We start from the raw sequence: 24,097 nt of genomic DNA, 5'->3' as shown, positions 1-24,097 counted from the left end.
CATGGCCAAGAAGGCGCTGATCAACAAGGCCGCGGCCAAGCCGAAGTTCAAGGTGCGGGGTTACACCCGCTGCCAGCGTTGCGGTCGCCCGCACTCGGTGTTCCGCAAGTTCGGCCTGTGCCGGATCTGCCTCCGCGAGATGGCGCACCGGGGCGAGCTGCCCGGTGTGAGCAAGTCCAGCTGGTAAGTCCGGCTCGGCGGCAGGTTTTTTTGAGACTCATCACTTCGCTGTAGGCCCGTCCACGACCAGCCGGCCGCAAGGTCGGCTCGGACCCTGGCTGGGGAACCGCAGCGAGAAAGGTTGACCAGGTCACCATGACGATGACCGACCCGATCGCAGACATGTTGACGCGTCTGCGGAACGCGAACTCGGCTTACCACGACAAGGTCGTGATGCCGCACTCGAAGTTGAAGGCCAGCATCGCCGAGATCCTCAAGCGCGAGGGCTACATCGCGAGCTACCGCGATGAGCAGGGCGACGTGGCCAAGAACCTGGTTATCGAGCTGAAGTACGGCCCGAACCGGGAGCGCAGCATCGCCGGCCTCCGCCGCGTGTCGAAGCCCGGTCTGCGCATCTACGCGAAGTCGACCAACCTGCCGAAGGTGCTGGGCGGTCTGGGCGTCGCGATCATTTCGACCTCTGGCGGTCTGATGACCGACCGCCAGGCCAACAAGTCGGGCGTGGGCGGAGAAGTCCTCGCCTACGTCTGGTGAGGAAGGGGGACTAGGCAATGTCGCGCATCGGAAAACTGCCGATCACCGTCCCCTCCGGGGTCGACGTGAACATCGACGGCCAGGCTGTGAGCGTCAAGGGCCCGAAGGGCACCCTGTCGCTCAACATCGCTGAGCCGATCATCATCGAGAAGGCCGAAGACGGCACCCTCGAGGTGAAGCGCCCGAACGACGAGCGTCGCAGCCGCTCGCTGCACGGCCTGTCGCGCACCCTGGTGCAGAACATGGTCGTCGGCGTGACGCAGGGCTACGAGAAGAAGATGGAAATCCACGGCGTCGGTTACCGCGTGGCGCTGAAGGGTTCCGACCTGGAGTTCGCGCTGGGCTACAGCCACCCGGTGAAGGTGGAGGCCCCCGAGGGCATCACCTTCGCGGTGGAGACCCCGACCCGCTTCTCCGTGGCCGGCATCGACAAGCAGCTCGTGGGCGAGGTCGCCGCCAACATCCGCAAGCTGCGCAAGCCCGACCCGTACAAGGGCAAGGGCGTGCGCTACGCGGGCGAGAAGATCCGCCGCAAGGTCGGAAAGACGGGTAAGTGACATGAGCGAGACTGCAACGAAGCGCAAGCCGGTGGGCAAGGACATCTCGACCACTCGCCGCATCGCCAAGACCCGCCGTCACTTCCGCCTCCGCAAGAAGGTCAGCGGCACGTCGGAGCGCCCGCGCCTGGTCGTGCACCGGTCGTCGAAGCACATCACCGTGCAGATCATCGACGACCTCGCCGGCCACACCCTGGCGGCAGCCTCCTCCGTGGAGGCGGACGTCCGGGCGATCGACGGCGACAAGAAGGCTCGCGCGGTCAAGGTCGGCCAGCTGGCCGCCGCGCGTGCCAAGGAAGCCGGGATCACCCAGGTCGTCTTCGACCGCGGCGGCAACGCCTACCACGGTCGGATCGCCGCTCTGGCCGATGCCGCCCGTGAGGCGGGGCTGGAGTTCTGACAATGCACATCTTCGGAATTGAGAGGGACGCCTGATGCCAGGACGCACGCGTCGCGAAGGCGGCGGAGGCGAGCGCGGTGAGCGTCGCGACCGTCGTGACGGCGGCCGCGGCGGCGCGGCCCAGGAGAAGACCCCGCACCTGGAGCGCGTGGTTGCGATCAACCGCGTGTCCAAGGTCGTGAAGGGTGGTCGTCGGTTCAGCTTCACCGCCCTCGTCGTGGTCGGTGACGGCGACGGCATGGTCGGTGTCGGCTACGGCAAGGCCAAGGAAGTGCCGGCGGCGATCGCCAAGGGTGTGGAGGAGGCGAAGAAGAACTTCTTCCGCGTCCCCCGCATCGCGGGCACGATCCCTCACCCGGTGCAGGGCGAGAAGGCGGCCGGTGTGGTGCTGCTGCGTCCGGCCTCGGCCGGTACCGGTGTCATCGCCGGTGGCGCGGTCCGCGCGGTGCTGGAGTGCGCCGGTGTCCACGACGTGCTGAGCAAGTCGCTGGGCTCCGACAACGCCATCAACATCGTGCACGCCACGGTGGCGGCCCTGAAGGGCCTTCAGCGTCCCGAGGAGGTGGCCGCCCGCCGCGGTCTGCCGCTCGAGGATGTGGCTCCCGCCGGCATGCTCCGTGCCCGTGCAGGGGCGGTGTGACCATGGCCCAGCTCAAGGTGACCCAGGTCAAGAGCAGCATCGGTACCAAGCACAACCACCGTGAGTCCCTCCGGACCCTGGGGTTGCGCAAGATCCGCCAGTCGGTGGTCCGCGAGGACACGCCGCAGGTGCGCGGCCTGATCCACGCCGTTCGCCACCTGGTGGTCGTCGAGGAGGTCCAGTCGTGACCATCAAGATCCATGACCTGCGTCCGGCCCCCGGCGCCAAGACCGCGAAGACCCGTGTCGGTCGCGGTGAGGGCTCCAAGGGCAAGACGGCCGGTCGCGGTACGAAGGGCACCGGCGCGCGGAAGAACGTTTCCCCGCGCTTCGAAGGTGGCCAGATGCCGCTGCACATGCGCCTGCCGAAGCTGAAGGGCTTCCGCAACCCGTTCCGCACCGAGTACCAGGTGGTGAACGTGGGCGACCTCGCCCGGGTGTTCCCGGACGGCGGTCGGGTGGACGTGGACGCACTCATCCACGCGGGCCTGGTGCGCAAGAACCAGCTCGTCAAGGTCCTCGGCAACGGTGACCTGAACGGCGTCAAGCTGGACGTCGTGGCGAACAAGTTCTCCGGCAGCGCGGTCGACAAGATCGCCGCCGCCGGTGGCACCACCACCGTGCTCTGAGCACGACGCACGCAAGGCATTGCCGAAAGGCCCCCGGAGCCTCCCGCTCCGGGGGCCTTTCCCTTGCCCCGGACCACCACGTCTCTACGGTTGCCGCTGGGCGCCCGTGAGCCTTCGGCGGGCAGAGGCCGCGCTCACGCCGGCGGGTGGGCGTCACAACGGTTCCGCTGCGCGGGCTGGTGCCGCCCGGCTGTCGTTACGGACCGTGCCGCCCGGTGAGGCTTCGGGGGTTCTGTGCCGGCGCTGCTCCGGTGGCGCTGCGGGTTCTTCGCCCGTGCCGCGCGGCCGTGCTTCGCAGGGGTCCCCGCCCAGGGGATCCCCTGTTCTTGATCCTGCCGGCCGGCACCGACAGTTCCTCCGCGTTGTGGTCGGGCCTGTGGACAACTTCGAGCAGCCCGGCCCCGATCCGCCGCCGGCCGGCACCAACAGCCCACGCAACGCGATTGGTCCTGTGGACAACCGGTGGACAACTGTCCCGCTCGCGGATTCTTGACACTTGCCGGCATCGCCCGGCGGGTGGTGGGACGGACGTTCGCCCAAGGCGTAAAACCGGTTGGCGGCCGGGTTAGCGTGCACGCATGTGGCCGGCCTTCTTCTTCGGCGCCTCGCTCCTGGTCGCGTTGACCCCTGGCGCCAACAACCTCCTGGGCATGCACCACGCGGTCCACCACGGGCCGCTCAAGGCCGCTACGGCGCTCCTGGGGCGTCTTGCGGCCTTCTCCCTCATGGTCGCGGCGGTGGTCGCGGGCCTGGGGCCCATCCTCGCCGCCAGCCACACCGCGCTGACCGTCATCAAGTGGGCGGGCGTGGCGTACCTCGTCTACCTCGCCGTGCGCATCCTGACGACCAAGGACACCACCGAAACGCCAGCCAGGCAGGGCACTCCGCTGCGCAAGGAGTTCGTGGTGGCGATCACGAACCCCAAGGCGCTGCTGATCTTCACCGCCTTCGTCCCCCAGTTCGTCGACCCCGCCCGCGGCCCCATCCCGCTCCAGCTCGCGACGCTCGGCGCGATCTACCTGGCGGCCGAGGCCGTCGCCGGGACCGCTTACGTCGCGCTGGGCGCCGGCATCCGCCGGGCAGGGCTGACCCGGCGGGCCCGGGCGCGGCTCGACAAGGCCACCGCGGGCGTGCTGCTCGGCATGGCCGGTCTGCTGGCGACGAGCCGAACTTGATCCATTCGGGGGCTTGCGGGCCGCCGTAGTCGATCAGGTACGAAGTGTGAAGGACGACTGGCTACGGCAATCGGCCAAGCGGCTGTTAAAGTCGCGGGCTGAACCCGGATGCCCTCCGGGTCGGTCGCGGCTACCTGTCGCTTCCGCCACCGTCGGCAAGGAGTCGACGGCACGTCCGCAAGACTGTGCCGGCAACAAAGCCGGTACCGCAGGATGCCGACCCCAGTGGGGCGGCAACGCTGATGGAGGTTCGCGTGCTCGGCGCATTCCGCTCGGCTCTCGCGACGCCGGACCTACGCAAGAAGATCCTTTTCACACTCGGGATCGTCGTGGTGTACCGGTTGGGCGCGACCATGCCCGCGCCGGGCGTCTCCTTCAAGAACGTCAAACAGTGTGTCGAGTCGGTCGACCAGCAGGGGATCTACTCGCTGATCAACCTGTTCAGCGGTGGCGCACTGCTGAACTTGTCGATCTTCGCGCTCGGCATCATGCCGTACATCACGGCGAGCATCATCATCCAGTTGCTCACCGTGGTGATTCCGCGGTTCGAGCAGCTGAAGAAGGAAGGGCAGGCGGGTCAGGGCAAGCTGACCCAGTACACCCGCTACCTGACCATCGCGCTGGCGGTCCTGCAGTCCACGGGCATCATCGCCCTGGCCGTGCGCGACCAGCTGTTCGCGAACTGCGAAGTGCCGGTCATCCCCGACGAGAGCATCTTCAACCTGGTCGTCCTCGTGGTCGTCATGACCGCCGGCACCAGCGTGATCATGTGGCTCGGTGAGATCATCACCGAGAAGGGGATCGGCAACGGCATGTCGCTGCTGATCTTCACCGGCATCGCGGCCCGCGTGCCGATCGAGGGCAAGATCATCTTCGACCGCGGTGGCCTGACCTTCTTCCTGGTCTGCGTCGCGGCCCTGCTGATCATCGCCAGCGTCGTCTACGTCGAGCAGGCGCAGCGCCGCATCCCGGTCCAGTACGCGAAGCGCATGATCGGCCGCCGGATGTACGGCGGCACGTCGACCTACCTGCCGCTCAAGGTGAACCAGGCCGGTGTCATCCCGGTCATCTTCGCCTCGTCGCTGCTGTACCTCCCCGATCTCATCTCCAGGCTGACCGCCTCCACCGACGGTTCCGCTCCTGGCTGGTGGGAGACCTTCGTGCAGACGCACCTGGTGACCCAGTCGAGCCCGGTGCACATCTCGCTCTACTTCCTGCTGATCGTCTTCTTCACCTACTTCTACGTCGGCATCACGTTCAACCCGGACGAGCGTGCGGACGAGATGAAGAAGTTCGGTGGGTTCATCCCGGGCATCCGACCGGGTCGTCCCACCGCCGAGTACCTCCGCTTCGTGTTGGGGCGGATCACGCTGCCCGGCTCGCTCTACCTGGGCATCGTCGCCATCCTGCCGAACCTGTTCCTCGACCTCACCGGTCAGGGCCAGAACCAGAACTTCCCGTTCGGCGGCACGGCGGTGCTGATCATGGTCGGTGTCGGCCTCGACACCGTGAAGCAGATCGAGAGCCAGCTCATGCAGCGCAACTACGAAGGGTTCCTCCGCTAGTGCGACTCGTTCTCGTCGGCCCGCCCGGAGCGGGCAAGGGCACCCAGGCCGAAATCCTCAGCAGCAAGCTCGGCGTGCCGCACATCTCCACCGGGGACCTCTTCCGCGCCCACATCAGCCAGCAGACGGACCTGGGCAAGGAGGTCCAGGAGTACCTGGACTCCGGCGAACTGGTGCCGGACGAGGTCACCAACGAGATGGTCCGGGGCCGGCTCGCGCAGCCGGACGCCGCCAACGGCTTCCTGCTCGACGGCTTCCCGCGCAACACGGCCCAGGCGGCCGTGCTGGGCGAGATGCTGGCCGTCGACGGCCACGCGTTGGACGCGGTGCTCGAATTCCGGATCGACGAGGACGTCGTGGTGGAGCGCCTGCTCGCCCGCGGCCGCACGGACGACAAGGAAGACGTGATCCGGCACCGCCAGCAGGTGTACCGGACGGAGACCGCGCCGCTGCTCGACTACTACTCCGACATCGTCGTGACGATCGACGCCGTCGGTGAGGTCGAAGAGATCAGCGAGCGCGCTCTCCGCGCGTTGCGCGACCCGAAGTGAGCGGTGGACTTGTCGGTGCGTTGCGTCGAATCGTCCCCGGTCGGGACCGCATGATCGAGATCAAGAGCCGCGGCCAGCTGGAGGCCATGAGGGCCGCCGGCCTGGTCGTGGCCCGCACGCTGGCCCTGGTCACCTCGCACACGAAGGCCGGGGTTAGCACCGCGGAACTGGACGAGCTGGCGGAGCAGAGCATCCGAGACGCCGGCGCGATCCCGTCGTTCAAGGGCTACCACGGGTTCCCGGCGTCGATCTGCGCGTCCGTGAACGAGCAGGTCGTCCACGGCATCCCCAGCCGCACGCAGGTGCTGGCCGAGGGTGACCTGATCTCGATCGACTGCGGCGCCATCCTCGACGGGTGGCACGGCGACTCCGCCGTCACCGTGGCGGTCGGCGAGGTGACGGACGCGGAGCTGAAGCTGTCGGACGCCACCCGCGCCTCGATGCTCGCGGGCATCGACGCCGCGGTGCCGGGAGGTCGGCTGAGCGACATCTCGTTCGCGATCGAGTCGGCCACGATCCTGGCCGGCGAGGAGCACGGGGTCGAGTACGGGATCGTCGAGGGCTACGGCGGCCACGGCATCGGCACGAAGATGCACATGGACCCGTTCCTGCCGAACTACGGCAAGCCCGGCAAGGGGCCGCGCCTGAAGGTCGGCATGGCGATCGCGATCGAGCCGATGCTGACCCTGGGCACCGAGCGGACCGTCGAGCTGGACGACGGCTGGACCGTCGTCACGGCGGACGGCTCGCGCGCGGCGCACTGGGAGCACTCGGTGGCGATCACCGACGACGGGCCGTGGGTCCTCACCGCCCTGGACTGAACCTCCGCGACATCCTCCGACGCCGGTGGCCCCGAACCTGGGACCACCGGCGTCGGCGTTGCGCGGGTCCTGGTGGCTTTGGGGACCGCCGGGTTTGGGAGCCGCCGGGTTCGGGCAGCTCGACCGCGGCGCGGTGGTTGCGCGAGTTGTCCACAGGTGGCGCCCGGTGGCCGGGGACTGTCGGTGCTTCGTGGCAGGATCAAAAACAGGGATCCCCTGGGCGGGGACCCCTGCGTGAGCCTTCGTGGTGCGCATCGGCGGTCGTGGCGGTCGCGGTGAGCACCGGCGGGCGCGGTGGCACGGCGGGTGTGGCGGCGTGGTGAGCACCGGCGGGCGTGGCGGTGTGGCGGGTGCCGGCTGAAGTGGGGGGTTAGCCCCATTCTCCGGGGCGGTGGGCGCGGCCACGATGGCACGGTGACGCATCCTGTGCGGCCCGAGGACGTGCGAGCCTCCGACGCCGAACGCGAGCTCGTCCAGCTGTGGCTCCGCCGCGCCCACGCCGACGGCAGCCTCGACCTCGCCGAGTTCGACGCCAGGGTCGTGCGCTCCTGGCAGGCCAAGACCCGCGGCGACCTCGCGCTCCTCGTCGCCGACCTGCCGGTGAGCCCGGCCCCGCCACCGGCCCCGCCACCGCCACCGGTGAAGGCGCGCGGCGGCGGGCGGAAGGCGTTGCGGGTCCTCACGACTATCTGGCTGGCCGTGAGCGCGTTCAACTTCGCCCTCTGGCTGCTCGTGAGCCTGCTCGTCGGCGACGGGTTCGCGCACCCCTGGTTCCTGTGGATCGCCGTCCCGGCGGGCGCGGTGCTCGGCGTCGTCCGGCTGATGACCGACGACCATCGGTAACAGTGTTATAGTAGACGGCGAGGAGGTGGCGCCGTGCAGGACCCGTTCACCAGGGCGGCTGATCGCGACCGGGCCGCGGTCGCCGCGGAGCTGTCCCGCGCCCACACCGAGGGCCGGCTGACGCTGTCGGAGTTCGACGAGCGGACCCGCGCCGCGTACGAGGCCCGCACGTACGCCGAACTCACGGCCCTCACCGCCGACCTGCCCCGCGTGTCACCCGAGCCGGTGAAGCGCCGCGTCGACGGGGTGACTAAGGTCGTCACCGGCGCCTGGTTCGCCGCCAGCGCGATCAACTTCCTCATCTGGGGAGTCATCAGCCTCGCCGTCGGCGAAGCCCTCCACCCCTGGTGGATCTGGGTGGCGGGCCCGTGGGGTCTGGTCCTGCTGGCCGCCCACCTGGCCCGATTTGGGCGTTCGAGCTGACCCGCGTACTATGGACAGGTGGCGCATTCGTCGCGCCGGTTCCGTCATGCCCGGGGATCTTCGTCCCCGGAGGTGGCAGGGTTCGCAAGGGCCTGGAGGAGTCGGGGTGCCGCGTGCCCGCACTCCGGAAGTAACACCCACCGTCACGAAACGCGGAGGACATGGGCAAGAAGGACGGGGCCATTGAGGTCGAGGGCCGCGTAGTCGAGCCGCTTCCCAACGCGATGTTCCGCGTCGAGTTGGAGAACGGTCACAAGGTCCTGGCACACATCAGCGGCAAGATGCGTCAGCACTACATCCGCATCCTCCCTGAGGACCGGGTTGTCGTGGAGCTCTCGCCCTACGACCTGTCCCGCGGGCGCATCGTCTACCGCTACAAGTGACCTCCGGCGCGCCCCAGCACGGGCGCACCGGCTGACGCAGGAGAAGCTCAGGCGTGAAGGTCCAGCCGAGCGTCAAGAAGATCTGCGACAAGTGCAAGGTGATCCGCCGTCACGGTCGGGTCATGGTGATCTGCGAGAACCTGCGCCACAAGCAGCGCCAGGGCTGAGCAGACCCCCTGCACGAGTCGGGTCTTCACCGGACGCGACACCGAGTAAGCCTCCTCGCACCTGCCGCCGGAACGTCGGCGGCACACCCCCGGACTCCAGGCCGGGGCCGGGACACCGGTCGTGAAAGCGACCGGAACTGACACAGCGAGTCAGTCCCGGGACCGGGCGAGGAGCAGACCTGGAGCGACACCACTGTTAGGAGCAAGCGCCGTATGGCACGACTCGCTGGCGTAGACCTCCCCCGCGAAAAGCGGTTGGAGATCGCGCTGACCTACATCTTCGGCATCGGGCGCACGCGGTCCAAGGAAGTCCTGACCGCGACCGAGCTGTCCCCCGACCTCCGGGTCAAGGACCTCGGTGACGCCGACCTGGCGAAGCTGCGGGACTACATCGAGAACAACTTCAAGGTCGAGGGTGACCTCCGCCGCGAGGTTCAGGCCGACATCCGCCGCAAGATGGAAATCGGCACCTACCAGGGGCTGCGCCACCGTCGCAACCTGCCCGTCCGCGGGCAGCGCACCAAGACGAACGCGCGCACCCGCAAGGGTCCGAAGAAGACCGTGGCGGGCAAGAAGAAGGCCGGCAAGAAGTAACCTCGCGTCTAGCAAGTAGGAGTTCACCCAGAAATGCCACCCAAGTCCCGCACGGGCGCCGGGGTCAAGAAGGTCCGGCGCAAGGAAAAGAAGAACGTCTCGCACGGCCAGGCGCACATCAAGAGCACGTTCAACAACACCATCGTGTCCATCACGGACCCGCTGGGCAACGTGATCAGCTGGGCCTCCGCCGGCCACGTCGGCTTCAAGGGCTCGCGCAAGTCGACGCCGTTCGCGGCGCAGATGGCCGCCGAGAACGCCGCCCGCAAGGCCGCCGAGCACGGCATGCGCAAGGTGGACGTGTTCGTGAAGGGTCCCGGCTCCGGCCGCGAGACCGCGATCCGTTCGCTGCAGGCCGCCGGCCTCGAGGTCGGCACCATCCAGGACGTGACCCCGCAGCCCCACAACGGCTGCCGCCCGCCCAAGCGGCGCCGGGTCTGAGGCACGGGGAGGAGTAAGACAACATGGCTCGCTATACCGGACCGGCCACTCGCATCTCGCGCCGTCTCAAGGTCGACCTCGTCGGCGGGGACCAGGCGTTCGAGCGTCGTCCTTACCCGCCCGGCCAGCACGGCCGCGGTCGGATCAAGGAGTCCGAGTACCTGCTGCAGCTCCAGGAGAAGCAGAAGGCTCGTTACACCTACGGCGTGCTGGAGAAGCAGTTCCGCCGCTACTACGAGGAAGCGGTTCGCCGCCCCGGCAAGACCGGCGAGAACCTGCTGCAGATCCTCGAGTCCCGCCTCGACAACGTGGTGTACCGCGCGGGTCTCGCGCGCACCCGTCGTCAGGCCCGCCAGCTGGTCAGCCACGGTCACTTCATCGTGAACGGCCACAAGGTGAACATCCCGAGCTACCGGGTGTCGAAGTTCGACATCATCGACGTGAAGCCGAAGTCGCTGCCCACGCTGCCCTTCGAGGCCGCGCGTGCTTCCTTCGGCGACCGGCCGATCCCGGCGTGGCTCCAGGTCGTGCAGTCCAACCTGCGCATCCTGGTCCACCAGCTGCCGGAGCGGGCGCAGATCGACACGCCCGTCACCGAGCAGCTGATCGTCGAGCTCTACTCGAAGTGATCCTCCTGGAGGGGCCGTCCGCGGCCCCTCCAGTCGGGTCCCGCGGCGGTACGGAATGGTGTGCCGCCCGCGTTTGCCGGTCTCCGCGACCGGTCTCCACGACGTCAAATAGCGGGCGTCGGGGTAAGAGAGGAAGAACCCAGTGCTGATTTCCCAGCGCCCCTCGCTCAGCGAGGAATCGGTCAACGAGACCCGCTCCCGGTTCGTCATCGAGCCGCTGGAGCCGGGCTTCGGCTACACCCTCGGCAACTCCATCCGCCGCACCCTGCTGTCGTCCATCCCCGGCGCGGCCGTGACCAGCATCCGCATCGACGGTGTGCTGCACGAGTTCACGACCGTCCCCGGTGTGAAGGAAGACGTCACCGACATCATCCTCAACCTCAAGGAGCTGGTCGTCAGCTCCGAGGAGGACGAGCCGGTGACCATGTACCTGCGCAAGCAGGGGCCGGGCGCGGTGACCGCGGGCGACATCGTGCCTCCGGCCGGTGTCACCGTGCACAACCCCGACCTGCACATCGCCACCCTGAACGGCAAGGGCAAGCTGGAGATCGAGCTCGTGGTCGAGCGCGGTCGCGGCTACGTCCCCGCCGTGCAGAACAAGCAGGCGGGCGCCGAGATCGGCCGCATTCCCGTCGACTCGATCTACTCGCCCGTCATGAAGGTGACCTACAAGGTCGAGGCCACCCGTGTCGAGCAGCGGACCGACTTCGACAAGCTGATCCTCGACGTCGAGACCAAGCCGTCGATCACGCCGCGCGATGCCGTCGCGTCCGCCGGCAAGACGCTGGTCGAGCTGTTCGGCCTCGCCCGCGAGCTGAACGTCGACGCCGAGGGCATCGAGATCGGCCCCTCGCCCGCCGAGGCGGACACCATCGCGGCGTTCGCGATGCCGATCGAGGACCTGGACCTCACCGTCCGGTCCTACAACTGCCTCAAGCGCGAGGGCATCCACACCGTGGGCGAGCTGGTCTCGCGCAGCGAGGCGGACCTGCTGGACATCCGCAACTTCGGCGCGAAGTCGATCGACGAGGTCAAGATGAAGCTCGTCGGTCTCGGCCTCGCGCTGAAGGACAGCCCTCCTGGGTTCGACCCGTCGGCCGCCGCGTCCGACTACCCGGCCGAAGGCTGGGGCACGGACACGACCGTGGACTCCCACGACGACGGCCAGGACTACGCGGAGACCGAGCAGCTCTGAGGTCGCTTAGCGGCCGGGCCGGAGCAGAGGATCAGAAAGAAATCCGAGGAGCAATTCGATGCCCACCCCCACCAAGGGACCCCGTCTCGGGGGCTCGCCGGCCCACGAGCGGCTGATGCTGGCCAACCTGGCCACGTCCCTGTTCACCCACGGTCGGATCACGACCACCGAGGCCAAGGCGAAGCGGCTGCGCCCGTACGCCGAGAAGCTGATCAGCAAGGCGAAGGTCGGTGACCTGCACAACCGTCGCGAGATCCTGAAGGTGATCCGCGACAAGGACATCGTGCACAAGCTGTTCGCCGAGATCGGCCCGCAGTTCGCCGACCGCCCCGGTGGCTACACCCGCATCACCAAGACGATGCCGCGCAAGGGCGACAACGCGCCCATGGCCGTCATCGAGCTGGTCGCGGAGAAGACCGTCACCTCCGAGGCGGAGCGCGCCCGCAAGACCAAGTTCGCCAAGGACGAGGCCCCCAAGAACGAGACGGCGGCCGCGACCGAGGAGACGAAGTCCGAGGACGTGCAGGACCAGGACGCCGAGGCGCCCGAGTCCGCCACGAAGGACGCCGCCGAGGAGCCCGCCGAGGGCGCCGAGGACGCGTCCGACGACGAGGCACCGAAGGCCGAGAAGAAGGACGAGTCCTGACGGACGCGCACTTCACCGACGAGCCCGTCGCCCCCGCTGGGGACGACGGGCTCGTTCGTGTGCGACTGGACCTGGCGTACGACGGCACGGACTTCTCCGGCTGGGCGCGGCAGCCCGACCGGCGCACGGTGTGCGGCGTGCTGGAGGACACCATGTCGACGGTGCTGCGCGAGGACGTGCAGCTGACCGTGGCGGGCCGGACGGACGCGGGCGTGCACGCGTCGGGGCAGGTGGCGCACGTCGACCTGCCGTCCGGCGTGGACGTCGCCGGTTTGCCGAAGCGGTTGGCGCGGGCGCTGCCCGCGGACGTGCGCGTGTTCTCGGCGCGGGTCGTGCCGGCCGAGTTCGACGCGCGGTTCGCCGCGTTGCGCCGGCACTACGAGTACCGGGTCACGGACGCGCCGTTCGGCGCGCACCCGTTGCGGCGGCTGGACACCCTGGCGTGGCCGCGTCCGCTGGACCTGGGGGCGTTGAACGAGGCGTCGCGGTTGCTGCTGGGGGAACGGGACTTCTGCGCGTTCTGCCGGCGGCGCGAGGGCGCGACGACGATCCGGGAGCTGCAGCGCCTGGAGTGGGTGCGGGACGGTGACGTGCTGACCGCGTTCGTGTCCGCGGACGCGTTCTGCCACTCGATGGTGCGCAGCCTGGTGGGGGCGCTGCTGGCGGTCGGCGAGGGGCGCAAGCCGGTGGGCTGGCCCGCGTCGCTGCTGTCGCTCACCGCGCGGTCCAGCGAGGTGACGGTGGCGCCGCCGCACGGGTTGTCGCTGGTCCGGGTCGACTACCCGGCGGACGACGAGCTCGCCGCGCGGGCCGCGGTCACCCGGAACGTGCGCGTCGCACCGACCACGTGAGCCACGCCGCCGCGCCGAGCGGGATCTCCGCCAGGTAGGTGAAGAAGCCGAACAGCAGCACGCCCGCGACGGCCGGCGCGGCGGGCGTGCCGAGGCTGACGAGCAGCGCGATGGTGCCGTTCTCGGTGAGCCCGACGCCGCCGGGCGTGATCACGGCGAGGGTCAGCAGCCGGCTCACCGCGAACGCCGCCACCGTCGGGCCCGGTCCCAGGTGGACGCCCGCGGCGGCCAGGCAGCACCACAGCAGCAGGCCCTGGAGCAGCAGGTAGCCGAGCATGCCGAGGGTCATCCGCCGCCAGCCGTCCCGCACCACCCGGCCGGTCTCCCGGCGCAGCCGCAGCAGGAACCGGGTGGCGCGCCCGCCGAGCAGCCGGCCGAGCCACCGCAGGCGCAGCAGCACGACGACGGCCAGCAGCAGCCCGCCGGCCGCCGTCACCGTCGCGAGCAGGATGCCGTGGCCCAGCACCGCCGCGCCCTGCACGGCCAGCGCGAGCGCCGGCAGCGCCACCCGGAACAGGGCGTTCCACAGGCCGCTGACGATCGCGGACGTGGTGATGGCGCGCGCCGAGTGGCCCCAGCTCGCCGCCATGACCGCCGTCACCGCCACCCCGGCCGCGCCGCCGAACGGCAGGACGTTGCTGATGGCGCTGCCCGCCGCGTTCAGGCTGAACGCCTGGGTGCGGCGCAGGCCGGGCAGTGAGCCGGTGAGCACGGAGGTGTAGGTCCAGAGCCCGGCCAGCCAGAGGGCGGTCAGCCCCAGCACCGTGCCGGGGCCGATCCGGCGCACCTGGTCGCCGACCGCCGTCCACGCCACGCCGCCGACGGCGGGCACCAGTGCGACGACCAGCCACGCCGCCAGGCCGAGGGACGCCAGCGAGGCGGCGACGCGGAGCCGGCGGACGGGGGTCCGCCGGACGTGGGACGACTGCCTCACCGGGCCCGCAATCGTTTGCGCTCCACGTACCACTCGGTGCCGAGGACCAGCTTGAACAGCGGCGACGGCAGGGTGAGCAGGGCGGCGAGGGTCCGGGTCGACTCGCCGCCGGTGGTCTGCGTGGCGTGCGCGGCCATCGCGGCCCGCTTCACGTGCGCGTACCGCCGGACGTCCACCGAGTGGGTGATCTCGTCGCGGGCGGTGAAGGCGTGCCGGAACGGGTCGAGGTCGAACCTGCGGGCCAGGCGCGCCACCCGCAGTCCGCGCAGCAGGGACGTGCGGTCGACCGTCGCCTCCCACACGCGGGGCGTGCCGGCCAGCTCGGCGGCCAACGCGCCGACCCGGTGCACCTGCACGTGGTCGGGATGCCCGTAGCCGCCGGCGGGGTCGTACGTCGTCAGCAGGTCGGCGCGTTCCTCGTGCAGGAGCTCGGCCAGCCGTTCCGCGGCCTCGGCGACGTCGGCGCGGGCGAAACCGCGCCGGCCGTCCAGCCCGGAGTCGCGGTAGCCCAGGAACTCCACGCGCGCGCACCCGAGGACGCGCGCGGACTCGTGGGCCTCCCTGGTGCGGACCGCGCCGAGGTCGGTTCTCGCCGCGCTGAGCCCGCGTTCGCCGGCGGTCGCGACGACCAGCACCACGCGGTGGCCCTCGCGGGCGAGGCGCGCCATCGTGCCGCCGGTCAGCAGGGCTTCGTCGTCGGGATGGGCGTGGAAGAACACGCAGGTTCGGCTCACGGGTGCAAGAGTGTCAGTTGGTCCGTTCGGCGGCTTGACGGGAGCGCGAGTGTCGATCATCCACGTCTCCGACTGCTTCCTGCCGCGCCTCGGCGGGATCGAGGTGCAGGTCGCCGGACTGGCCCGCGCGCAGGCCGCGAACGGGGCCGAGGTGCACGTGGTGACGGCCACCAGGCTCGCGTCGGACGGCGCCGGGTACTCGGTGCACCGGATCGCCGTGCGGCTGCCGTGGGACGTGCCCGTGCACCCCAGGGCCGGCACGTGCCTCGACCGGGTGCTCGCCTCGCTGGAGCCGTCGGTCGTGTACGTCCACGTCGGCGCGATCTCGCCGTTCGCGTGGTCGGGGGTGCGGTCGGCGTCGCGGCTGGGCGTGCCGGTGGTCGTCGTCGTGCACAGCCTGTGGGACCCCGTGGTGCAGCGGTGCTACCGGGTGCTGGACCGGTTCGCCTCGTGGAGTTCCGCGCCGGTGGCGCTGGCGGCGGTGAGCCGGGTGGCGGCGGAGCGGGTGCGGGCGGTCGTGCCGGGCGTCCCGGTGGGCGTGGTGCCGAACGGGATCGTGCCGTCGTCGTGGCGGCGCGCCCCGACGCGGCGGCCGGACGGTGCGGTGCACGTCGTGTCCGTGGGACGGCTCGCGGCGCGGAAGGAGCCGATGGCGTTGCTGCGGGCGCTGCGGGAGGTGCGCGCCGACGTGCCGCTGCGGGCGACGGTGGCCGGGGCGGGGCCGGAGATGGCCGTGCTGCGCCGGTACGTCGAGCGGAACGGGATGGGGTGGGTGAGCCTGCCGGGCCGGCTGGACCGGCGGGCCGTCGGCCGCCTGCTCGCGGGGGCGGACGTGTTCGTCAACGCGGCGGCGCGGGAGGCGTTCGGGCTGGCGGCGCTGGAGGCGCGGACGGCGGGCGTGCCGGTGGTCGCGCGGCCGGGGACGGGCGTGGCCGACTTCGTGCGCGACGGCGTGGAGGGCGTGCTGACGGACGATCTCGCCGGCGGGATCACGCGCCTGGTGCAGGACCGGGGGGAACGGCTGCGGATCGCGGCGCACAACCGGGCGACCGAACCGGTCCACTGCACGTGGCCGCGGGTGCTGGAGGCGTTGCAGGCGTGCGCGACGCGGGTGTGAGGGTCAGACGCCGAGGTCGCCCAGGTCGACGGTGATCGGGAGCGGCGCGGCGTTGATCGTCACCGGGCCAGGGGCCCGCACGGTCTGCGCCACCACGTAGCGGTCGCCGTCGAGCCGGTGCGCGGTGAGCCTCAGCTCGTGCAACTCGGTCTTCTGGTCGACCGTCCACACGAACGGCACACCGGCGGAGGCGTATCCGGCCATCTTCGCCTCGCGCTCGGCACGCGGGTTGCCGGGCGACCAGACCTCCACCGCCAGCAACAGCGCCTCGGCCGGGAAGACCACGCCCGTCGGCCTGTCGACGATCGCGACGTCGGGGATCAGCCCGGTGCGCAAGGTCGAGGAGATCTTCACGTTCACGGCCGGCACGGCGCGCAGGTTCCGGTTCCCGCCGGCGTTGACCGCGCCGCGGATCTGCACTCCCAGCTCGAACGCGATCAGTTGGTGCCGGAAGGAGGGTGCGGGTGACACGTGGAGATGTCCCTGGATCAGCTCGGTGCGCGACCCGTCCTCGGAAGGAGGAAGGGCGAGCCAGTCTTCGACCGTGGTCGGGCCGATCGGGTGCTGCAGAGCTGCGGACACGGGTCCACCTCCAGGATCGACTCGATTATGACCCTGCCACAGTCCCACCGGGGCGACGCCGTCCCTGATCAGGTGAAACGTGGAGCGGCCCCTCACCGGCGGAAGTGGTGAGGGGCCGCTCGTCGTGCGACTGGTCCGGTGAGCCTTCAGAGGTCGAGGGTCCAGGTGTCGATGTAGCCGGTGTCCTGGCTGTACGCGTCGCGCACGCGCAGCTGCCAGGTGCCGTTGGCGTTCTCCGCCGACAGGTTCACGGTGTACGTGGCGTCGACGTTGTCCGCGCCGTCCGAACCGGACTGCACCTTGAGCTGCTTGACCGCGCCGCTCGGCGTGATCAGGTCGATGATCAGGTCACCCCGGTACGTGTGCTTGACGTGCACCTCGACCGTGGAGGTCGCGCTCGCCTTGCCCGCGCAGTCGGTGATCGAGATCGGGCTGGACGCGGTGCCCAGGTCCGGCACGGCGACGTCGGTCGCGTTCGTCCTCGGCGCGCAGCCGGTGGGCGGCGGGGTGGTGGAGCCGGCCAGGCGGAGCAGCTTGTTCGGCGAGCCGGTGCCCGCGTTGCCGACCACGCCGCTCGTCGCGCCGTTCACCAGGGCGTCCCGCACCTGCTGCGGGGTGGCGGTGGGGTTCGCGGCCAGGTAGACGGCGGCCGCGCCGACCACGTGCGGCGTCGCCATCGACGTGCCGCTGATCGTGTTGGTGGCCGTGTCGTTGGTGTACCAGGCCGACGTGATGGAGGAGCCCGGCGCGAAGATGTCCAGGCAGGAGCCGATGTTGGAGAACGACGACCGGGCGTCGGTGTTGGTCGTGGAGCCGACCGTGATGCCCTCGGTGGTGCGCGCCGGGCTGGTGTTGCACGCGTTCGCGCCGTTGTCGTTGCCCGCGGCGAGGCCGTAGGTCACGCCCGACGCGATGGAGTTGCGCACGGCCTGGTCGACGGTGGCGTCCGCGCCGCCGCCGAGCGACATGTTCGCGACGGCCGGCTTGACCGCGTTGGCGGTCAACCAGTCGATGCCCGCGATGACGCCCGCGTACGTGCCGGAGCCCGCGCAGTTCAGCACCCGGACGCCGACCAGCTTGGCCTTCTTCGCCACGCCGTGCCTGGCGCCGCCGACGGTGCCCGCCACGTGCGTGCCGTGGCCGTTGCAGTCGGTCGCGTCGCTGTCGTTGTCCACGGTGTCGCGACCGCTCACGGCGCGGCCGCCGAAGTCGGTGTGCGTGAACCGGATGCCCGTGTCGATGATGTAGGCGCTGACGCCCTCACCCTCGTTCGGGTAGGTGTAGGAGTTGTCCAGCGGCAGCGCGGCCTGGTCGATCCGGTCCAGGCCCCACGACGGGGTCGGCGCCTGCGTGCCGGAGATCGACACCTCGCCGTCCTGCTGCACGTACGCCACCGACGGGTCGGCGGCGAGCTTGCGGGCCTGCACCTCCGTCATGGTGGCCGAGAAGCCGCGCAGCGCGCTGGTGTACGTGTGCTTCACCTTGGCCCGGTACTTGCCGCTCAGCGTGCCCACGCTGCTCGCGTTCATGTCCTTGAGCACGACGATGTAGCTGTCCTTCACGGCGTTCGGCGCGCCGAGGCCGACGATCTCGCCCTCCGCCGCCGCGGACGTGAAGGTGGTCAGCGCGGCGGTGACGGCGAACGCCGTGCCCGTGGCCAGCCCGACACCGGCCAGCCGTTTCGTCCAGGACGCGCGAACGTCTCCCATGTCAGGGGTTCTCCTCTTTCGCAGGGTGGGTGTCCGGCCGGCGTCGCCCCCGAGACCGGACGGACACGGTGAGTTGTTCCTAGTTCGCGCTGCCGCCGGCGCGCAAGAATTTGTCGGGAACAACCGACGATCGACTCGTACACAGTTTATTCAAGCTGTGAACGAATTGGTGCGCCGAGTGACTGGCCCCTCATCGAAAAATGTGCCCCCGGACATTGTCCGAGGGCACACCGGGCCTGCCGGGAAGTGGTCGCCGGTCAGTCGCCGCGGCGGACCGCGCCGAGGATCTGCTGCTCACCGGGAGTGGTGACCAGGCGCAACGGAAGCCACAGGTTCGTGCCGAGCGCGATCACCTGGTCGTCCTTCAACGTGGTGAGCTGGTGCGCCATCTGCGGTGGGAGGCGCCAGATCTGGCTCGCCAACTGCGCCTGCCCGACCGGGAGCCGCTGGAGCAGGACGAGGTCCGCGGAATTCGCGGTGTTCGCCGCCTGCGGGTGCAAATAGGGCAGGACGTACATCGTGGTCTGCCACGGCGAGCGCGGCGGGAACAGCTCCTGCGGCACGTGGCCGCCGTCGTGCACGACCAGCAGCGGGCTGTCCTCGGACGGCCGGGGCAGCTCCACCGGGCTCAGCCGGCGCAGCTGCACCAGCGGCGAGGGGCGGCCGTCCGGGCCCGCGCCCGCCGCCCGCACCACCGGCTGCCAGGCCGCCGGGCGGCCCGTCGCGATGGTGATCCACGCGCCCGTCGCCATGGCGCGCAACGCGATCTGGCGGGCCAGGTACAGCCCGCCGACGACCACCATGCGGGTGGGCGCGGAGCGCAGCACCGAGATCGTCAGCGGCTCGCCCTGCAGGCCGGAGCCGAGCACCATGCCGCCGCGGTCGCCGGACGGGCTGACCACGTCGAGCATCTGCGGCGACACCAGGAACTCCGGCGCCACGCCCTTGCCGCGCGAGTCCATCAACCGGGAGTTGCTCACGCCACACCTCCGAGGGGCAGCGTCGCGGCCAGCCCGGCGACCTGCAGGCCGTTCAACGGGGTCAGCGTGATGTCCAGCTTGTCGGCCAACGCCTTCAGCCGGTCGTCCGCGCGGTCCAGTTCGGACGGCGTCCGCGCGCTCACCCGCACCATGCCGCGCAGGCCGACCTGGCCCTGCTCGCTGCTCGGCGAGATCGTCATGGACAGCGTCGAGGACAGCGCCCGCACGCCGGTCAGCGCGTTCAGGTTGTTCCGCATGCCCTTGGCGGGCCAGCCGGTGATCGCGTAGCTGGCGTGGCCGACGCCGCCCGCCGTCACGCCGGACCACTTCTCGCGCAACGACACCGAGGTGTTGGACCCGGCCACCGACGTGAGCTCGGCCGCCGAGATGCCCGCGCGGATGAGCTCGTCCGGGTCGAGCGGGCGGATCGACACGCCCGTCGACTCCAACGCGTTGCGCACGCGGGACAGCGCGCCGATCAGCGCCCGGTGCGCGCCGACGACGCCGCCGCCGCGTTCCCGGATCGCCGCCGCGCACCGCCGCGGGTCCAGCCGCACGGCGATCCACGTGGTCCGGCGGGCCGCCGCGGGCAGCGGGCCGAGCACTTCGAGGTACGAGTTGAGCGCGGGGGAGTTCACCGGCAGCGCCGCGCTGCCGGGGTAGCAGTGCCAGATCACGGAGATCGCGTCGAGGACCACGCCGCGGTCCTCCAGCGTCGGCGCGAGCGCGCCCAGCGGCAGCGACGGCGCGCTGCCCACCGCGGTGATCAGACCGGGGGCCGGGTCGACCAGCAGCACTGCGGTCCACGCGCCCTGGTGCCACGCCATGCCCAGCGGGCGGCGCTCGTGGTCGACGCCGCGGGCCACCACGAGGTCCGGCACGGCCAGGCGCAGCAACGCCACCCGGGGGTCGTCCGGCCCGATGACCGTGGACTCCTCTTCGGACGGAGGCTTCATCTCGACCGGGCCGCTGCGCTTGGCGGTGCGGGAGTGCGAGCGGAAGTTGAAGCGCACGATCAAGCCGATCCACTGGGTCAGCCAGCGACCGCGGGACCGGGTGAACGCGAGGATCAGCGCGATGAGGACGATGCCGCCCGCGACGTACATCGGCACGGGCTTCACGCCGTCACCCGTGGCGCCGATCGTCAGCAGGACCAGGCCGATCGCGACGCCGACCTCCAGCACCACCAGGTTGGCGACCGGCAGCGAACCCAGGCTCGCGCCCGCCGTGCGTCGGCGTGCCCGGAGCACCGCGGCGCGCACGGCGCCCCCGGCGGCCTGCGCGCGCGCCATGGCGGGGTTGGGTGGGCCCGGATGTGGGGTGGTCACGGACATCCGCTCTGGTTCTCTTTCCGTCGGCGTGCGCCGGGTGGGACCGACCGGGTCTGACCAACCCGCACACGGACCACCCGCCGTCCGGCTATCGTGCAGACCGTACCGCGACTGGGAGAGCAGCGAGCCGAGAATGGCATCAACACCCACCACCAAGTCACAGGTCCAGGCCTACCGCTTCGTGCTGCGCCGGATGCAGTCCGCCCTGGTGCGCAGAGACGCGGTGATGCTGCACGACCCGATGCGCACGCACTCGCGTGCGACCGCGGTGGGCGTCCTGCTCGGCGTCATCGGCCTCATCGGCTTCCTCATCTTCGGCTTCTTCTCGCCGGACCCCCAGGTCGACGACCAGACCCAGATCGCCATCTCCAAGGAGACCGGCCAGGTCTACGTCGTGCGGCAGGGCAAGCCCAAGACGTTGATCCCCATGACGAACCTCGCGTCCGCGCGGCTCCTGCTGTTGCAGATGCAGCAGCCCGACAAGAGCCAGGCGGCGGTCGCGGGCAGTGACGCGGCGGCGGGCCAGCTCAACCAGGGTCCGCAGGTGGCGGGCGGCGAGCCGAAGCTGGTCACCGAGAAGGCGCTGGCGAAGCTCGCGAAGGGCCGGTTGACGGGCATCCCCGACGGCCCGGACGTGCTGCCGGCGCCGGAGGCCCGGATCGGCTCCGACTGGTCCGTCTGCGACACCCTGGCGCTGGACGAGTCGCTGAACGACCCGGCGGCGCCGGGCAAGTTCACCACCACCGTCCTCGCGGGCTACAGCGGCGGCGGCGAGCTGCTCGACGGCAACCGCGCCCTGCTGGTGCGCGCGGGCACCGACGACAAGCAGGCGTACCTGATCTACAAGGCGCCGCAGAACTCGAAGATCACGTCGACGTCGACGGTGCGGGCCAAGGTCGACCTGACCAAGCCGGAGATCCGCACCGCGCTGAACCTGAGCCAGAAGAACCCGCGCGCGATCAGCACGGGCCTGCTCAACGCGATCCCCGAGGCGAAGCCGCTGGTGGCGCCGGACATCCCCGGCCGCGACCAGCCGGTGACCTACGTCAGCGGGGTGAACCTGCAGGTCAGCGACGTCATCGAGGTCCGCCGCAGTGGCGCGGACCCCGAGTTCTACGTGGCGCTGAAGGAAGGCCTGCAGAAGGTGAGCCGCGCGGCGGCCGACCTCATCCGCGCGACGTACGCGCAGGGCGCCGAGCCGAAGCTGGTGGACATCGCGCGGATCAACAACGCGCAGACCGCCGACCAGCTCGACTTCGCCGACTACCCGCCGGACGTGCCCGAGGTGCTGGAGCCCAACCAGAACAACCGGGTGATCTGCCTGGGCTGGCAGGCCCAGAACGTGAACGCGGACAACAAGTCCCAGCACACCAAGGTCACCATCGCGCCGTCGCTGCCGATCCCGTCCGACGTGGTGCCGGTGGAGATCAACCAGGTCGGCGCGACCGGCGAGGTCGTCAGCCAGTTCGCGATGGCTCCGGGCAAGGCGGCCGTGGTGCGCAGCGCGACGTCCACCCAGGACTTCGCCAGCGGCCCGATCCACCTCATCACCGGCCGCGGCGTGAAGTACGGCATCCCGGACGTGCTGACGGCGGGCGCGCTCGGGCTCGGCGCGGACGGCTTCGCGCCGGGGCCCGAGTCGATCCTGCGGCTGCTGCCCAACGGGCCCCAGCTCAACCGGAACGACGCCTCGCGCAGCTGGGACTCGATCCCCGTGCCGAAGGACAACGGCCTGCTGCCCGAGGACAAGGCCAAGAAGCAGGGCGGCTGAGCCGTGCGGACTCCCCGTGACGGAACCGGCACGGGCCGGTTCCCGTCATAGGGGGCAGGAGGTGTCCGGGTGAACGAGGTCACACGCACGCCCGTGGCGGCAGCCGTGGGCGCCCACCGGGTGTCGGTCGACCCGCGCTGGCTGGAGCTGTACGCCAAGCGCGTCGACGAGGCGGCCGAGGAGCTGTCCAAGGCGCGGGACGCGCTGCGGGACGCGCCGGTGCGCGAGCGGAGCTTCGGCGAGCTGGGGCGGACGCTGCGCAACGCGGAGGCGTACCGCCGCGCGTCGGAGATGCTGAACCACCAGCTGGACCGCGCGTGCGAGGTGCTGACGTCGGCGGGGCAGGGCCTGCACGAGGTGGCCGAGCACTACGGCGCCCAGGACGACGAGGCCGTCGCGTTGATCAAGAACGCCGACCGGCGCTGACGGGGTGGGTGGGCTGATGCGGGGCAAGGACGGCAGGCAGATCGCCGCCGAGGTCGGGCCGGAACTGGACTACCTGTCGGGGATCAGCCGGCGGCTCGGCGTCCGCGACCTGGTGGCGGACTACTTCGCGCCCGTCGTGGGCGACTGGAACGACCTGCACGACGAGGCGGAGCGCTGGCGCAAGGCCGGGCTCGTCGCCGAGCACGTGACGCGGGACCTGACCAAGCCGCTCGGCAAGCTCGACTCGGCGTGGCAGGGCAAGGACGCGGACTCGTTCGTCGAGCACATGCAGAAGGTCGGGCTGGCAGGGCACGACATGTCCGACGCGATGCACGCGATGGGCGAGGCGCTGGACCAGACCGCCGAGGGCCTCCGCGGCATCGTGGAGGACATGGCGCGCGTGTACGCCGACGCGGCCGACGCGGTGTCCGGCGCGGCGGCGCTGCCGGTGGACGGCGACCGGCGCGTGGTGGAGGCACTGGACGAGCTGCACGACCCGGCGAAGGAGCTGCACGAGTCGGTGCGCGACGTGCTGGAGGCGTTCCTCCGGCTGTGCGACGGGGTGTCCGGCGCCGAGGGCTTCGCCGGCGTGAAGATGGAGCACAAGTACCCCGAGCAGAACTGGACGTTCACCGAGCCGCCGAAGGCGACGGTCCCGCAGACCCCGACTCCCGAGACGAAACCCGCCGCCACCGGCAGTGCCCCAGCCTCCGGCGGCGGCAGCGTCCCGGGCGGTGGCGGCGGCGGCGTCCCCGGCGGAGTTCCCGGTGGTGGTGGCGGCATCCCCGGTGGCGGCGCACCCGGTGGCGAAGCCCCGGAACGCATGCAGCAGGGCGGTTCGACCGGCGTCTCCGAACCCCGTCCCGTGGAGCCGGGCGCCCGCCCGGCCGCCGCCGCGGCGGCCGGCCACGGTCCGGCCGCGCCCGTCGGCGGCGCCGGGATGATGGGCGCCGGGATGATGGGCGGCATGGCCGGCGCCCCGCAGCAGGGCGGCGACAAGGACCACAAGGCGAAGGTCCAACTGGCCGGTTCCACCGAGCAGGTGTTCGGCAAGCCCAAGAAGTCCGCCCCGCCGGTCCTGGGCGAGGACTAACAGCCCCGTTCGCACGGCGAGGACTAACCGCCCGCTCGCACCGAGCCCAAGTGTCCTGAACGGAGGACACACCCCGCGAGGTCGCGTCGGTCGTTCGAGACTCCTTTCCCGCCGATCACGCTCTTCGATCGGCGGGAAACGAGGCTCGAACGACCGACTTCATGGCGACCGAGCCGCGACGCCGGAGGCGGCGCCAT

General features: G+C 70.7%; 31 protein-coding genes. 25 read left to right on the top strand and 6 right to left on the bottom strand.

All coding sequences use genetic code 11. The features are described from left to right. Position 1 precedes the first annotated feature (1 nt). The 21 genes from ACRAKH_RS32045 (at position 2) to truA (ending at position 13,223) form a co-directional block, all read left to right on the top strand. Entirely contained in the window at positions 2-187 is a 186-nt protein-coding gene (locus ACRAKH_RS32045; RefSeq protein WP_053715226.1) for a type Z 30S ribosomal protein S14, read from the top strand. A 128-nt stretch (positions 188-315) separates the two neighbouring features. Further along, positions 316-714, top strand: coding sequence for a 30S ribosomal protein S8 (gene rpsH, locus ACRAKH_RS32040; protein ID WP_033436725.1), 399 nt, complete (start codon positions 316-318; stop codon positions 712-714). 17 nt (positions 715-731) lie between these two features. Further along, entirely contained in the window at positions 732-1,271 is a 540-nt protein-coding gene (rplF, locus tag ACRAKH_RS32035) for a 50S ribosomal protein L6 (protein WP_366196556.1), read from the top strand. 1 nt (position 1,272) lies between these two features. Then, the gene (gene rplR, locus ACRAKH_RS32030) at positions 1,273-1,671 is read left to right on the top strand and encodes a 50S ribosomal protein L18 (protein ID WP_380723451.1); all 399 of its coding nucleotides are present in this window, start codon (positions 1,273-1,275) and stop codon (positions 1,669-1,671) included. Positions 1,672-1,705: 34 nt separating this feature from the next. Beyond that, positions 1,706-2,311 (top strand): 30S ribosomal protein S5, encoded by a 606-nt coding sequence (gene rpsE, locus ACRAKH_RS32025; protein ID WP_015105247.1) that lies wholly within the window; start codon positions 1,706-1,708, stop codon positions 2,309-2,311. A 2-nt stretch (positions 2,312-2,313) separates the two neighbouring features. Next, a complete protein-coding gene (gene rpmD, locus ACRAKH_RS32020; protein ID WP_033428588.1) occupies positions 2,314-2,499 on the top strand; it encodes a 50S ribosomal protein L30 in 186 nt (61 codons plus the stop codon). Continuing rightward, a complete protein-coding gene (gene rplO, locus ACRAKH_RS32015) occupies positions 2,496-2,939 on the top strand; it encodes a 50S ribosomal protein L15 (protein WP_380723450.1) in 444 nt (147 codons plus the stop codon). Before rpmD ends, rplO begins: the two co-directional genes overlap by 4 nt. Positions 2,940-3,517: 578 nt before the next feature. Next, on the top strand, positions 3,518-4,114 hold the full coding sequence (locus tag ACRAKH_RS32010) for a LysE family translocator (protein ID WP_380723449.1): 597 nt from the start codon (positions 3,518-3,520) through the stop codon (positions 4,112-4,114). 254 nt (positions 4,115-4,368) lie between these two features. Beyond that, complete coding sequence (gene secY / locus ACRAKH_RS32005) at positions 4,369-5,679, top strand: preprotein translocase subunit SecY (protein WP_380723448.1); 1,311 nt, start codon at positions 4,369-4,371, stop codon at positions 5,677-5,679. Then, complete coding sequence (locus tag ACRAKH_RS32000) at positions 5,679-6,230, top strand: adenylate kinase (protein WP_380723447.1); 552 nt, start codon at positions 5,679-5,681, stop codon at positions 6,228-6,230. Before secY ends, ACRAKH_RS32000 begins: the two co-directional genes overlap by 1 nt. A 50-nt stretch (positions 6,231-6,280) precedes the next feature. Further along, positions 6,281-7,051 carry a type I methionyl aminopeptidase gene (gene map / locus ACRAKH_RS31995; RefSeq protein ID WP_380723446.1) on the top strand — a complete coding sequence of 257 codons (771 nt, stop codon included), beginning with the start codon at positions 6,281-6,283 and terminating at the stop codon, positions 7,049-7,051. 414 nt (positions 7,052-7,465) lie between these two features. Continuing rightward, on the top strand, positions 7,466-7,894 hold the full coding sequence (locus ACRAKH_RS31990) for a DUF1707 SHOCT-like domain-containing protein (protein WP_380723445.1): 429 nt from the start codon (positions 7,466-7,468) through the stop codon (positions 7,892-7,894). 33 nt (positions 7,895-7,927) lie between these two features. Continuing rightward, positions 7,928-8,317, top strand: a complete 390-nt coding sequence (locus tag ACRAKH_RS31985) for a DUF1707 SHOCT-like domain-containing protein (protein ID WP_380723444.1) — start codon at positions 7,928-7,930, stop codon at positions 8,315-8,317. Between the two features lie 161 nt (positions 8,318-8,478). Then, positions 8,479-8,700: a translation initiation factor IF-1 gene (gene infA / locus ACRAKH_RS31980; protein ID WP_005166804.1), complete on the top strand. Its 222-nt coding sequence runs from the start codon at positions 8,479-8,481 to the stop codon at positions 8,698-8,700. Between the two features lie 53 nt (positions 8,701-8,753). Then, a complete protein-coding gene (gene rpmJ, locus ACRAKH_RS31975) occupies positions 8,754-8,867 on the top strand; it encodes a 50S ribosomal protein L36 (RefSeq protein ID WP_010148647.1) in 114 nt (37 codons plus the stop codon). A 213-nt stretch (positions 8,868-9,080) separates the two neighbouring features. Further along, the gene (rpsM, locus tag ACRAKH_RS31970) at positions 9,081-9,461 is read left to right on the top strand and encodes a 30S ribosomal protein S13 (protein ID WP_380723443.1); all 381 of its coding nucleotides are present in this window, start codon (positions 9,081-9,083) and stop codon (positions 9,459-9,461) included. 33 nt (positions 9,462-9,494) lie between these two features. Then, positions 9,495-9,902: a 30S ribosomal protein S11 gene (gene rpsK, locus ACRAKH_RS31965; protein ID WP_015105236.1), complete on the top strand. Its 408-nt coding sequence runs from the start codon at positions 9,495-9,497 to the stop codon at positions 9,900-9,902. Between the two features lie 23 nt (positions 9,903-9,925). Beyond that, a complete protein-coding gene (gene rpsD, locus ACRAKH_RS31960) occupies positions 9,926-10,531 on the top strand; it encodes a 30S ribosomal protein S4 (protein WP_380723442.1) in 606 nt (201 codons plus the stop codon). A 142-nt stretch (positions 10,532-10,673) separates the two neighbouring features. Then, positions 10,674-11,726 (top strand): DNA-directed RNA polymerase subunit alpha, encoded by a 1,053-nt coding sequence (locus tag ACRAKH_RS31955; RefSeq protein ID WP_380723441.1) that lies wholly within the window; start codon positions 10,674-10,676, stop codon positions 11,724-11,726. Positions 11,727-11,784: 58 nt separating this feature from the next. Then, positions 11,785-12,372: a 50S ribosomal protein L17 gene (gene rplQ / locus ACRAKH_RS31950; RefSeq protein ID WP_380723440.1), complete on the top strand. Its 588-nt coding sequence runs from the start codon at positions 11,785-11,787 to the stop codon at positions 12,370-12,372. Between the two features lie 59 nt (positions 12,373-12,431). After that, positions 12,432-13,223, top strand: a complete 792-nt coding sequence (truA, locus tag ACRAKH_RS31945; RefSeq protein ID WP_380723439.1) for a tRNA pseudouridine(38-40) synthase TruA — start codon at positions 12,432-12,434, stop codon at positions 13,221-13,223. Here truA and ACRAKH_RS31940 read toward each other — a convergent pair. Next, positions 13,189-14,157, bottom strand: coding sequence for a lysylphosphatidylglycerol synthase transmembrane domain-containing protein (locus tag ACRAKH_RS31940; protein WP_447009493.1), 969 nt, complete (start codon positions 14,155-14,157; stop codon positions 13,189-13,191). The two genes, truA and ACRAKH_RS31940, sit on opposite strands and share 35 nt — an antisense overlap. Beyond that, positions 14,154-14,891, bottom strand: a complete 738-nt coding sequence (locus ACRAKH_RS31935; protein ID WP_380723437.1) for a PIG-L deacetylase family protein — start codon at positions 14,889-14,891, stop codon at positions 14,154-14,156. The genes ACRAKH_RS31940 and ACRAKH_RS31935 overlap by 4 nt, the downstream gene beginning before the upstream one ends. Before the next feature lie 49 nt (positions 14,892-14,940). On the opposite strand from ACRAKH_RS31935, the gene ACRAKH_RS31930 reads away from it, so the two are divergent. Further along, complete coding sequence (locus tag ACRAKH_RS31930; RefSeq protein ID WP_447009492.1) at positions 14,941-16,008, top strand: glycosyltransferase family 4 protein; 1,068 nt, start codon at positions 14,941-14,943, stop codon at positions 16,006-16,008. A 3-nt stretch (positions 16,009-16,011) separates the two neighbouring features. Here the strand turns inward: ACRAKH_RS31930 and ACRAKH_RS31925 are convergent, their stop codons facing one another. The 4 genes from ACRAKH_RS31925 to eccE all read right to left on the bottom strand — a co-directional run bounded on the left by ACRAKH_RS31925 (position 16,012) and on the right by eccE (position 20,571). After that, on the bottom strand, positions 16,012-16,590 hold the full coding sequence (locus ACRAKH_RS31925; protein ID WP_380723435.1) for a Uma2 family endonuclease: 579 nt from the start codon (positions 16,588-16,590) through the stop codon (positions 16,012-16,014). A gap of 146 nt (positions 16,591-16,736) precedes the next feature. Then, a complete protein-coding gene (locus ACRAKH_RS31920) occupies positions 16,737-18,299 on the bottom strand; it encodes a S8 family peptidase (RefSeq protein ID WP_380723434.1) in 1,563 nt (520 codons plus the stop codon). Positions 18,300-18,556: 257 nt separating this feature from the next. Next, positions 18,557-19,261, bottom strand: a complete 705-nt coding sequence (locus ACRAKH_RS31915; protein ID WP_380723461.1) for a hypothetical protein — start codon at positions 19,259-19,261, stop codon at positions 18,557-18,559. Positions 19,262-19,275: 14 nt separating this feature from the next. Next, on the bottom strand, positions 19,276-20,571 hold the full coding sequence (gene eccE, locus ACRAKH_RS31910; protein WP_380723433.1) for a type VII secretion protein EccE: 1,296 nt from the start codon (positions 20,569-20,571) through the stop codon (positions 19,276-19,278). A 172-nt stretch (positions 20,572-20,743) separates the two neighbouring features. Between eccE and eccB the strand changes: the two genes are divergently transcribed. The 3 genes from eccB to ACRAKH_RS31895 all read left to right on the top strand — a co-directional run bounded on the left by eccB (position 20,744) and on the right by ACRAKH_RS31895 (position 23,900). Continuing rightward, complete coding sequence (gene eccB / locus ACRAKH_RS31905; RefSeq protein ID WP_380723432.1) at positions 20,744-22,381, top strand: type VII secretion protein EccB; 1,638 nt, start codon at positions 20,744-20,746, stop codon at positions 22,379-22,381. Positions 22,382-22,450: 69 nt separating this feature from the next. Beyond that, positions 22,451-22,807, top strand: a complete 357-nt coding sequence (locus ACRAKH_RS31900) for a hypothetical protein (RefSeq protein ID WP_380723431.1) — start codon at positions 22,451-22,453, stop codon at positions 22,805-22,807. Positions 22,808-22,823: 16 nt separating this feature from the next. After that, positions 22,824-23,900 (top strand): WXG100 family type VII secretion target, encoded by a 1,077-nt coding sequence (locus ACRAKH_RS31895; protein ID WP_447009491.1) that lies wholly within the window; start codon positions 22,824-22,826, stop codon positions 23,898-23,900. Positions 23,901-24,097 lie beyond the last annotated feature (197 nt).

The organism is Saccharothrix hoggarensis, from assembly GCF_052936025.1.
The sequence above is the reverse complement of the archived record's forward strand: the minus strand, read 5'-3'. Positions and strand labels throughout refer to the sequence as shown.